Source organism: Klebsiella sp. NPDC088457, from assembly GCF_044900465.1.
Lineage (GTDB): Bacteria > Pseudomonadota > Gammaproteobacteria > Enterobacterales > Enterobacteriaceae > Klebsiella.
The window spans coordinates 1-10,422 of the sequence record NZ_JBJDNH010000078.1 but is presented as its reverse complement, the minus strand read 5'-3'; the positions used below and the strand labels follow the sequence as shown (position 1 = coordinate 10,422).

General features: G+C 55.5%; 13 protein-coding genes. 3 read left to right on the top strand and 10 right to left on the bottom strand.

Translation table 11 applies throughout. The features are described from left to right. The 3 genes from ACI2JR_RS27080 to xseB all read right to left on the bottom strand — a co-directional run. Positions 1-110 (bottom strand): hypothetical protein (locus tag ACI2JR_RS27080; protein ID WP_462479960.1); only part of this gene is annotated, 110 nt, incomplete at its 3' end. Between the two features lie 18 nt (positions 111-128). Further along, entirely contained in the window at positions 129-1,028 is a 900-nt protein-coding gene (gene ispA / locus ACI2JR_RS27075) for a (2E,6E)-farnesyl diphosphate synthase (RefSeq protein WP_132728418.1), read from the bottom strand. Further along, a complete protein-coding gene (gene xseB, locus ACI2JR_RS27070) occupies positions 1,029-1,271 on the bottom strand; it encodes an exodeoxyribonuclease VII small subunit (RefSeq protein WP_132728420.1) in 243 nt (80 codons plus the stop codon). Positions 1,272-1,558: 287 nt separating this feature from the next. Here xseB and thiI point away from each other — a divergent pair, with 287 nt between their 5' ends. Next, a complete protein-coding gene (gene thiI, locus ACI2JR_RS27065) occupies positions 1,559-3,007 on the top strand; it encodes a tRNA uracil 4-sulfurtransferase ThiI (RefSeq protein WP_132728421.1) in 1,449 nt (482 codons plus the stop codon). Positions 3,008-3,075: 68 nt separating this feature from the next. Here the strand turns inward: thiI and yajL are convergent, their stop codons facing one another. Beyond that, on the bottom strand, positions 3,076-3,669 hold the full coding sequence (gene yajL / locus ACI2JR_RS27060) for a protein deglycase YajL (protein ID WP_132728423.1): 594 nt from the start codon (positions 3,667-3,669) through the stop codon (positions 3,076-3,078). After that, on the bottom strand, positions 3,632-4,543 hold the full coding sequence (panE, locus tag ACI2JR_RS27055) for a 2-dehydropantoate 2-reductase (RefSeq protein ID WP_462479958.1): 912 nt from the start codon (positions 4,541-4,543) through the stop codon (positions 3,632-3,634). The genes yajL and panE overlap by 38 nt, the downstream gene beginning before the upstream one ends. A 199-nt stretch (positions 4,544-4,742) precedes the next feature. Between panE and ACI2JR_RS27050 the strand changes: the two genes are divergently transcribed. Further along, positions 4,743-5,234 (top strand): YajQ family cyclic di-GMP-binding protein, encoded by a 492-nt coding sequence (locus ACI2JR_RS27050; RefSeq protein ID WP_004858653.1) that lies wholly within the window; start codon positions 4,743-4,745, stop codon positions 5,232-5,234. A 69-nt stretch (positions 5,235-5,303) separates the two neighbouring features. Here ACI2JR_RS27050 and ACI2JR_RS27045 read toward each other — a convergent pair whose 3' ends face one another. Together ACI2JR_RS27045 and ACI2JR_RS27040 are read right to left on the bottom strand one after the other, a co-directional pair. Beyond that, entirely contained in the window at positions 5,304-6,668 is a 1,365-nt protein-coding gene (locus ACI2JR_RS27045; RefSeq protein WP_132728427.1) for an MFS transporter, read from the bottom strand. A gap of 156 nt (positions 6,669-6,824) precedes the next feature. Continuing rightward, positions 6,825-8,003, bottom strand: coding sequence for a Gfo/Idh/MocA family protein (locus ACI2JR_RS27040; protein ID WP_462479957.1), 1,179 nt, complete (start codon positions 8,001-8,003; stop codon positions 6,825-6,827). Between the two features lie 31 nt (positions 8,004-8,034). On the opposite strand from ACI2JR_RS27040, the gene ACI2JR_RS27035 reads away from it, so the two are divergent. Continuing rightward, positions 8,035-8,244, top strand: coding sequence for a hypothetical protein (locus ACI2JR_RS27035; RefSeq protein ID WP_462479956.1), 210 nt, complete (start codon positions 8,035-8,037; stop codon positions 8,242-8,244). A 370-nt stretch (positions 8,245-8,614) separates the two neighbouring features. On the opposite strand, the gene cyoE is transcribed toward ACI2JR_RS27035, so the two are convergent. The 3 genes from cyoE to ACI2JR_RS27020 form a co-directional block, all read right to left on the bottom strand. Then, the gene (cyoE, locus tag ACI2JR_RS27030) at positions 8,615-9,502 is read right to left on the bottom strand and encodes a heme o synthase (RefSeq protein WP_462479955.1); all 888 of its coding nucleotides are present in this window, start codon (positions 9,500-9,502) and stop codon (positions 8,615-8,617) included. A gap of 11 nt (positions 9,503-9,513) precedes the next feature. Then, positions 9,514-9,843: a cytochrome o ubiquinol oxidase subunit IV gene (locus ACI2JR_RS27025; protein WP_132728431.1), complete on the bottom strand. Its 330-nt coding sequence runs from the start codon at positions 9,841-9,843 to the stop codon at positions 9,514-9,516. Beyond that, a partial coding sequence (locus tag ACI2JR_RS27020; protein ID WP_462479954.1) for a cytochrome o ubiquinol oxidase subunit III occupies positions 9,843-10,422 on the bottom strand: 580 nt, incomplete at its 5' end. The genes ACI2JR_RS27025 and ACI2JR_RS27020, both read right to left, overlap by 1 nt.

The window sequence follows — 10,422 nt, the reverse complement described above, 5'->3', positions numbered from 1 at the left end:
AGCATTATTTCGTCGCACAGTTTCGGCTGGCTATCTTTCGGAAACATAAGATACTCCTGGGTGGAATCAACCAGCTCCAGGGTCGGGTATTTGGCAATATCAAAACTCATCAGAGACTCATTTATTGTTTATTTATCGCGCTGAATTATGTAATTCGCGAGCGCTTCCAGTGCCGTAGTATCCAGAGATTGCGCGGCCAGATCATTGAGCGACCGGCGGGCGTCTTCTATCAGGTCATGCGCTTTTTTGCGGGCTTGCTCCAGTCCCAGAAGCGCGGGGTAAGTGCTTTTGCCTAACTGCTGGTCGGCTCCCTGACGTTTGCCAAGGGTCGCAGTATCCCCTACCACGTCAAGAATGTCATCCTGGACCTGGAAGGCGAGACCGATATTTTGCGCAAAGCGATCGAGCGCCGGCAGGGCCGTACGGCCGCGTTCACCCGCGCTGAATGCTCCCATGCGCACCGCCGCGCAGATGAGCGCGCCGGTTTTATGGCGATGGATACGCTCCAGCGCCTGCAGGTCTACCTGCTGGCCTTCTGCTTGCAAATCCAATGCCTGTCCGCCGCACATGCCGGCCACGCCGCTGGCGTGCGCCAGCTCGGAGACCATCGCCAGGCGATCGCTGTCCGGCACTTCGGGCATTGGCGCATCACTCAGTATAGAAAACGCCAGCGTTTGTAGCGCGTCTCCGGCGAGAATTGCGTTCGCTTCGCCAAATTTAATATGGCAGGTCGGCAAACCGCGACGCAGATCGTCATCGTCCATGGCGGGCAGATCGTCATGCATCAGAGAGTAAGCATGTATACATTCGACGGCGGCGGCTGGCGCATCCAGCGTGGTGCGGCTGACGCCGAACATCTCGCCGGTGGCATAAACCAGGAAGGGGCGCAGGCGTTTGCCGCCTAATAATGCGCCATACTGCATAGCTTCAACCAGTGGAGTGTTCTGAAAAGGCAGCGGTGCGAGAAAACGGCGCAGCGCCTCGTTGGCCTGTTCAACACAAGTCTGTAATTGTTGCGAGAAATCCATTTATTCAGCGTCCGGCGTAAAAGGCGTTAGCGGGCTATCCTCACTGTCGGCCAGCAGAATTTGTACGCGCTGCTCGGCCTGCTGCAGTTTGCTCTGCCCCTGACGCGCGAGCTGCACGCCGCGCTCAAATTCGCTGAGCGCCTCTTCTAACGGCAGAGCGCCGCTTTCCAGACGGTTAACAATCTGCTCCAGCTCGCCCAGGGCGGTTTCAAAGCTGGCCGGGGCCTCATTTTTCTTTGGCATAGTGAATATAGACTCTTGTAATGTCGCGACACCAATATGGTAACCAGGTCACGTGGTTAAGCAAATATACACGTCATTCTTTCGCGGCGCCGTAGCCGATGGTGGCAACCCGCGGCGCGCGCCTGCCGCCTTGAGCGAACCTGAATGATTTTGTGTAAAACGCGCAATGCGAGGCGTAATGCACTCAATGGTGATATACTGCGCTCCCTGGATGCAGGCACCGCGGTGCACTGCAGTACAACTTTTGCTTAAAGCCCCGTCGGGCTTGCCAACGAACTATTGTCGCCATGAAGTTTATCATTAAATTGTTCCCGGAAATCACCATCAAAAGCCAATCCGTGAGATTGCGCTTCATTAAAATCTTAACCGGGAACATTCGTAACGTTCTCAAAAACTATGATGAGACGCTTGCCGTCGTTCGTCATTGGGATCATATCGAAGTTCGCGCGAAAGACGAAAATCAGCGTCCGATTATTCGCGACGCGCTGACCCGAATCCCAGGTATCCACCATATTCTGGAAGTCGAAGACGTTCCGTTCACCTCCCTGCACGATATTTTTGAGAAAACGCTGCCGCTGTGGCGCGAGGCTCTGGAAGGCAAAACCTTCTGCGTGCGCGTAAAACGTCGTGGTAAGCATGAATTTACCTCTATCGAGGTGGAACGCTACGTCGGCGGCGGCCTGAACCAGCATATTGAAACGGCGCGCGTGAAGCTGACTGACCCGGATGTTACGGTCAATCTGGAAATTGAAAACGATCGTCTGCTGCTGGTGAAAGGGCGTTATGAAGGGATCGGCGGCTTCCCGATCGGCACCCAGGAAGACGTGCTATCGCTGATTTCCGGCGGTTTCGATTCCGGCGTGTCCAGCTACATGCTGATGCGTCGCGGCTGTCGCGTGCACTACTGCTTCTTTAATCTCGGCGGCGCGGCGCATGAAATCGGCGTTCGCCAGGTGGCGCACTATCTGTGGAACCGCTTCGGCAGCTCCCACCGCGTGCGCTTCGTGGCGATTAATTTCGAGCCGGTAGTGGGCGAGATCCTCGAAAAAGTCGACGACGGCCAGATGGGCGTGGTGTTGAAACGCATGATGGTCCGCGCGGCATCGAAAGTGGCCGAGCGCTACGGCGTGCAGGCGCTGGTTACCGGCGAAGCGTTGGGCCAGGTCTCCAGCCAGACCCTGACCAACCTGCGTCTGATCGACAATGTCTCCGATACGCTGATCCTGCGTCCGCTGATTTCTCACGATAAAGAGCACATCATCGACCTGGCGCGGGAAATCGGTACCGAAGATTTTGCCCGCACCATGCCGGAGTATTGCGGCGTGATCTCGAAGAGCCCGACCGTGAAAGCGGTGAAGGCGAAGATTGAAGCGGAAGAGGAAAATTTCGACTTCAGCATCCTCGATAAAGTGGTTGAGGAGGCGAATAACGTGGATATTCGCGAAATCGCCCAGCAGACCCAGCAGGACGTGGTGGAAGTTGAGACCGTGACCGGGTTTGGCCCGAACGACGTGATTCTCGATATTCGCTCTATTGACGAGCAGGATGATAAGCCGCTTAAGGTAGAGGGTGTCGACGTGGTTTCCTTACCGTTCTACAAGCTGAGCACCAAATTTGGCGAGCTTGACCAGAGCAAAACCTGGCTGCTGTGGTGTGAGCGTGGCGTGATGAGCCGTCTGCAGGCGCTGTATCTGCGCGAGCAGGGCTTTGAGAACGTGAAGGTTTACCGCCCGTAAAGCGCGAACAATCACGGTCATCCCGGATAAGGCTCTCCTGCCTTGTCCGGGATGACCGCCTCGGCAAATCAGGCTTCGTAGTAGTTATAAATTCCCGCCGCCATCACCAGCTGTGAAGCGACCTCATGGGCCTTTTCGCGACTCACCAGCAGGTCGATCATTTTAAGTGCAAAATCAATCGATGTTCCCGGCCCCTGGCTGGTGAGCAGGTTGACCCGTGGGTCCCAGACCACACGCTTATCCTGCCACTGTTCGGCGGGGATCTGCTCCTTCAACGCCGGAAAGCCGGTCATATTGCCGATCGGGAAAAGATTATGCGGAACCAGCACGGTAGCGGCAGCCGCGCAGATCGCGGCGACAATCCGCCCGGAGAGATGAAACTGCCTGACCGTCTCTACCAGCAGCGGGCTATCGCGGAAGTATTCCGCGCCCTTAATGCCGCCGGGAAGGACGATCATGTCATAGTCACCGTCAGCGACTTCGACCAGCGGCGCATCGGCCAGCAGTTTGACCCCCCGCGAGCAGACGATGGTCAGGCCGCCATCGCTGGCGACGCTGGCGGTGGTAACCTGCACGCCGCCGCGAACTAATAAATCCATCGTGGTGACCGCTTCGGTCTCTTCGCTACCAGGGGCGAGGCAAATCAGTGCCGACGCGCTCATATTCATTCTCCTTACGCTTTACCAGTTCAAACAAGCGGGCGTTTTCCGGTACGGCAAGGCCGTGGGCGCGGGCGCGCTTCAGCAGAAAACCGGTGATATAGTCGATTTCCGTGTGTCGCTGCGCGCGAATATCCTGCAACATCGAAGAGATATTTTCTGCCGTACTTTCAATTACCTGATGGACATAAAATAGCAGGTTTTCTGCTGAAGTATGAATACCTTCGCGCTCCATGACCGCGGCTACCTCGCCGCAGAGGGTGGCTACCTCCTGCGGATAGTCGCGTAAATCGCCGTTGCGGCACTCTTTTAGCGCGGTCAGCGGGTTAATCACGCAGTTGACCGCCAGCTTGCTCCACGCGGCCGGGCGGATATTATTGTGCCAGGCGACATCCGGCAGGAGGCTTTGCAGAATATCGGCAAGGTAGCTGTAATCCTCGGGATACTCTTTTGCCGGGCCGATATGGGTGGTGCCGTTGGCAACATGAACGATAACGTTGCCGTCGCGGCGCGCGGCCTGGGTGGTTGAGCCCAACAGCAGCGGCTGCCGGACGCCTTTGAGTTCATCGACGGTGCCCATGCCATTATGGATAAGCAGAATCGGCGATGTCACGGGCAGAGTTTCGGCGAGATTTTTTACCGCGTTGGAGACCTGCCAGGCTTTTAACGTTACCAGCAGCAGGTCGCTGCTGGCGAGAAAGTCGGGATCGTTAGCGGTTAACGATTCATTAAAAATAGTGCCGTCCGTCTCGATCAGGTTGACGCTACAGAAGGGTTGTGGAACCCGTAGCCAGCCCTGGACTTCATGTCCGTGTTTGCACAGCGCGGTGAGCCAGAGTTGCCCCAGTGCACCGCATCCGAGTACGGTTACTTTCATTATTCCTCCTCACCTGCGACTACCTCAGGCATTCATAGCTAAAGTATATACTCGTTGTTCTGACGGCTGCAGCCCTCTCATCTGCGCCCTGGCCGGGCATTGAGCAGGGCATCATCGGCTATGCTTGCCGGATAACCAGTTGAGTTATGTCGCGTTGCGGGTATTATGCAACGCAAAAGAAACAGAAGGAGAGGAAAAGATGCCATCTTTCGATATTGTCTCTGAAGTCGATCTTCAGGAAGTTCGAAACGCCGTAGAGAATGCGACCCGTGAAGTGGAGTCGCGTTTTGATTTTCGTAACGTTGAAGCGAGCTTCGAACTGAACGAAAAAAACGAGACCATCAAGGTCCTCAGCGAATCTGATTTCCAGATTAACCAGCTGCTGGATATTCTGCGCGCTAAGCTGTTAAAACGCGGCATTGAAGGCAGTTCTATCGAAGTGCCGGATGAGTTCGTGCACAGCGGGAAAACCTGGTTCGTCGATGCCAAACTGAAGCAGGGGATTGAGAGCGCGACGCAGAAAAAAATCGTCAAGCTGATCAAAGACAGCAAGCTGAAGGTGCAGGCGCAAATTCAGGGCGAAGAGATTCGCGTCACCGGTAAGGCGCGCGACGATCTGCAGGCGGTTATGGCGCTGGTGCGCGGCGGCGACCTGGGACAGCCGTTCCAGTTCAAAAACTTCCGCGACTAAGCCGGGTCTGCGCAGGCGTATCATCTGTAAACGTCGGCCAATAAAAAAGCGGGGAGTTCCCCGCTTTTTTTATACCCCTTTGATGGCCTGCTCAATTTCAAAGCGGTTGGTCACCTTGCTGTCGATTTTGATATACACCGAACGTTCGTCGGGCACCACCAGAACCTGTTTGACGCCATCTGTACTCTGCAGACGCTCCTGCAGCGCGCGATCGGCCACCACATCATCGGGAATTTCGACCCGCAGGCTGCTGACGTACGGCGGTTCGCTCATCGTCCCGGCAACCAGCAGCCACAGCATCGCCAGCAGCGCGCCGAGCAGGAACACGGTTTGGGAATCAAAGAAACCATCAACCCAACCGCCGAGTGAGCCGCCAATCGCTACCCCAAGGAACTGGCTGGTCGAATAGATGCCCATGGCGGTCCCTTTGTAGCCGGCCGGCGACTCTTTGCTGATTAAGGAAGGCAGCAGCGCTTCCAGCAGGTTAAAGGCGAGGAAGAACAGCTGAACGCCCGCTACCAGCTCCCAGAAATAGCCGCCTGCGCCCCACAGGACAATTTCGGCCACCAGCAGCAGCGCGACGCAAAACAGGAACACGTGTTTCATCTTGCGCTTCACTTCGGCATAGATGATAAACGGCACCACTGAGACAAAGGAAATCAGCATGGTGACCAGGTAAATTTTCCAGTGTTCGGCGGCGGGGAAACCGGCGGCCTCCAGCTGACCAGGCAGGGCCACAAAGGTGGACATCAGCATGATGTGCAGGCACATAATGCCGAAGTTAAGCTTCAGCAGCTTTGGCTCGGCAAGGACTTTGCTAAAGCAGCCTTTGACCATCCCTGATTCACGGTTCAGCACGTGATTATGGCTGTTGGGCACCACCCACAGCGTCAGCAGGATACCGATCGCCGCCAGGATGGCGATCATCCAGAACAGCGCGTGCAGGCCCAGCTGATGGGTGATAATCGGCCCCAGCACCATGGCGATAGCAAAAGTGACGCCGAAGCTGACGCCGATAAAGGCCATCGCCTTGGTGCGGTTCTGTTCGCGGGTTAAATCGGAGAGTAGCGCCATGACCGCTGCGGCAATGGCGCCGGAACCCTGCAGCGCGCGGCCGAGGATGATGCCCCAGATGGAGTCGCTCAACGCCGCGATAACGCTGCCGATAACGAAGATCAACAGGCCGCCGACGATCAGCGGCTTACGACCAATGCGGTCGGAAAGCAGGCCGAACGGAATTTGAAATACCGCCTGAGCCAGACCATAGATACCGATAGCGAGGCCAATTAGCGCCTCGCTGGCGCCCTGTAGCGCCATGCCATAGGTGGTCAAAACCGGCAGAACCATAAACATGCCGAGCATACGCAGCGAGAATACGGTCCCCAGACCCCAGGTTGCGCGCAGTTCACCTGGCGTCATTTTGTTATCGTTCATTACCACCTCAATCTAAAAACTGCGACTAGTGTAGTGGTGGCAGCCAGAAGCGTAAATAAATGTTTGTTTAACAGATATTACGGCTGTGTTGCATGATGAGATAAGCGCGGAAGGAACACAGAAACCAGTGGAGAGACCCCCACTGGCCTACGGCATTTATTGTAAATTGAAGTCCACCCACTGGCTGCCGGCGTCGGCGGATTTCACGCACTGTTCTACCCAGTATACCCCGTGCAGGCCCGCCTCAACGTCCGGGTACCAGAAGTTTTGCAGAAACTCGCGATCGCCCCGATCCATCGCATCGATGGCTATCGCATAGCGCCGGTAGAGGTTTGCCCACGCCTCAAACAGCCCCTCCGGGTGGCCGCCTCCGATACGATCTTCGGCTAACGCTTCGGCGCTCAGATAGGGCATGCCGCGTTCGAGAACGCGGGCCGGTTCACCCTGCACCTCGTAGCTTAGCTGATTAGGACGTTCATCCCACCACTCAATGCTCGCCTTTTCACCGACGATACGCACCTTTTGCGAATGCATTGCCCCGCTGTTCACCGCGCTGGTCCACATTGAGCCGATGGCGCCATTATCATATTCCATCAGCACAAAGGCGTTATCTTCCAGCGGCGCGCGTGATTGCACGAAGCTCTGGCGGGAACACATCAGACGGCGAATGTTGAGGTGCGGCGCCATCGTTTCGGCGACAAAGAGTGGATGCGTTGCCAGGTCGCCCAGCACGTAGCTTGGTCCGGCATACTTCGGCGTAACGCGCCAGCGGGTCGACTCCGCCTGCAGCTCGACGGCTTCATTATGAAAACCGTGGGCAAACTGCATATTGATAATTCGAATCTGCCCGAGCAGCCCGTCGGCAATCATCTGGCGCGCCTGCTGAATCATCTGATACCCGGCATAGCCATAGGTGACGCCGACGATTTTGTTATGCTTGATGCTCAGCTCCCGCAGCTGCTGGGCTTCCGCGGCGGTAAAGCAGAGCGGTTTTTCGCAGATGACGTGCAGTCCGGCTTCCAGCGCCGCTTTGGTGATGGCGAAATGGGTATTGTTCGGCGTGGTTACCGACACCACTTCAATACCGTCCGGGCGTAGCGCCTCTTCGCGGAACAGCGTTTGATAATCGGCGTAGCAGCGTTCCGGCGCGATCCCAAGCTGCTGACCAAACTGACGACCGCGCTCGGCATCGATATCGAGCGCGCCAGCCAGCAGGGTAAAGACATTATCGCGCAGCGCGGCCGAGCGGTGGCTGTAGCCGATCTGGCTGGTGGCTCCGCCGCCGACCATGCCCCAACGCAGGGAGCGGGACAGGGGTTTCATGCCGTTTAACATGGTGTTCTCCTTTAAATAAAAGAAACTACGGATGTCTGAAAAATTGCGAGCCACGCCGCTGCCGAAGAAGGAAGACGCCGATGGTCTCTTTCCTCATCAGGAACGCGCCGGTTCCAGCAACGGCACCTTATCCTGCAGAATGGCTTTGGTATTGAAAATTTCATTTTGTCATTATATGGAATTAAATTTTTATTTATGCGAGAGGGATCGAAAAATGATGAGGAACAGAGGTGTGCGATAAAATTTACTGAGTTAATGTTATGAAGATTTATCGTCTATTAAATCAGCGTATTAACCCTGTTTTTAGTGGTGCATTAAGCGGCGGGTAACAGGAAGATCGTAAATGTGAGGTGGCTTTTGAGTGGTTTTATGTTTTCATTTTATTTTATTTTGAAATTTATTTTCTTTTTTACTGTCCTTTATGGGTAAAAAACAGCTACTGCATTGTACTGGGGCGGCTGGTCACGGCGCGCGTTCCCGGCGGCGAGATGATGGCGATAATGCTCCGGCGAGCACCGGGTTGCGCTATCGCTGACAGGCGATGCGGGTGAAGGGATGAAGAAACGGCAATAAAAAACCCCGCCTCAGCGGGGTTTGTCAGAGCGACAATCTTATCTGACGTAGGCCAGCAGATTGTGTGAATCCGGCACCATAAAGTCGACGGACATCATCACCGACAGCGCGGTAATGGCAACGATAGAAAAGACGAACAGCTTACGCGCCCAGACTTTATCATCCGCCACTTTGTAACCGCGCAGCGCCATCCCCAACCACCAGACGCTCACCGCGGCGGCGACCACCAGGTATTTATACCCGGCGTAGCCGCCCAGGGAGAGCATCAGCGTAGCGACGGCAAAAGCCACGATGTACAGCGTAATATGGTTTTTGGCCACGGAAATGCCTTTCACCACCGGCAGAACCGGAATGTTCGCCGCCTGATAATCCTTGAAGCGGAAAATCGCGATGGCGTAGGAGTGAGGCATTTGCCACAGGCTAAAGATAGCCAGCAGAATCGCCGCGCCGCTGTCAAAATTACCGGTCACCGCACAGTAGCCAATCACCGGCGGCGCGGCGCCGGAGAGAGAACCAATCAGCGTGCCATAGACGGAGTGGCGTTTCATGTACAGGCTGTAGACGCCGACATAAACCACGAACCCCATCACCCCCAGCCAGCAGGCCAGGGGATTAGCGCCGAACCACAGGAGCATGAAGCCAGCAATACCCAGCAAGGTGGCATATACCAGCGAAACTTGTGGCGAGATCAGCACTTTGACCAGCACCCGGTTTTTCGTCCGTTCCATCTTACGATCGATGTCACGGTCGATGTAGTTGTTGAATACACAACCCGAGGCGACCACCAGGGACACCCCAAGGAGCGTCCATGCAAACAGCGGATAGTCGATGTGGCCCTTGGAGGCCAACAGGAAACCGCCGATCACGGAGATCAGGTTGCCAAAAATGATGCCAGGTTTCGTTACTTGCAGGTATTGGTTTAACATACACGCCGCTCTTAGTGCATCATCATGTTGTAATTCAGGTTCCACATAATCCAGATGGAGCCTACAACAACGATAGCAATGATGATTACGGTGAAGATAAATGCGGTCAGGTTCCAACCTTCGTCAGATTTGCTGTTCATGTGCAGGAAGTACACCAAGTGTACCACAATCTGCACAACAGCGGTGACCAGGATAGTCCCCAGAATAGCCGCATGCGATGCGGAGCCACTCATAACCATAGCAAACGGGATCACCGTCAGAATGATCGACAGGACAAAACCTGTCATGTAGCTCTTTACGCTGCCGTGAGAAGCGCCGTTATGATCGCTAGAATGACTCATTACATTGCCCCCATCAGATAGACAACCGAGAACACGCAGATCCACACTACGTCCAGGAAGTGCCAGAACAGGCTCAGGCACATGATACGGGTACGGTTAGTGTTGGTCAGGCCGCGACGAGAAACCTGTACCATCAGCACCGCCATCCAGATCAGACCGGAGGTCACGTGCAGACCGTGGGTGCCGACCAGCGCGAAGAACGCTGACAGGAAGCCGCTGCGATCCGGGCCCATACCTTCAACAATCAGGTGATGGAATTCATAGAGTTCCATCGCGATGAACCCTGCCCCGAAGAGGAAGGTCAGCGCCAGCCAGGAAACCACCTGGCTCTTGTTGTTTTTGTACATGGCGATAGCCGCCATGCCGTAGGTGATGGAGCTGAACAGCAGCAGCGCGGTTTCAACCAGAACAAACGGCAGTTCGAAAATATCTTTACCGGTCGGCCCGCCAGCAGTGCCGTTCACCAGAACGGCATAAGTTGCGAACAGAGTGGCGAAGATAATGCAGTCGCTCATCAGGTAGATCCAGAAGCCGAATACCTTCATCGGCCCTGTATCGTGGTGCCCGTGTTCGTGCGCG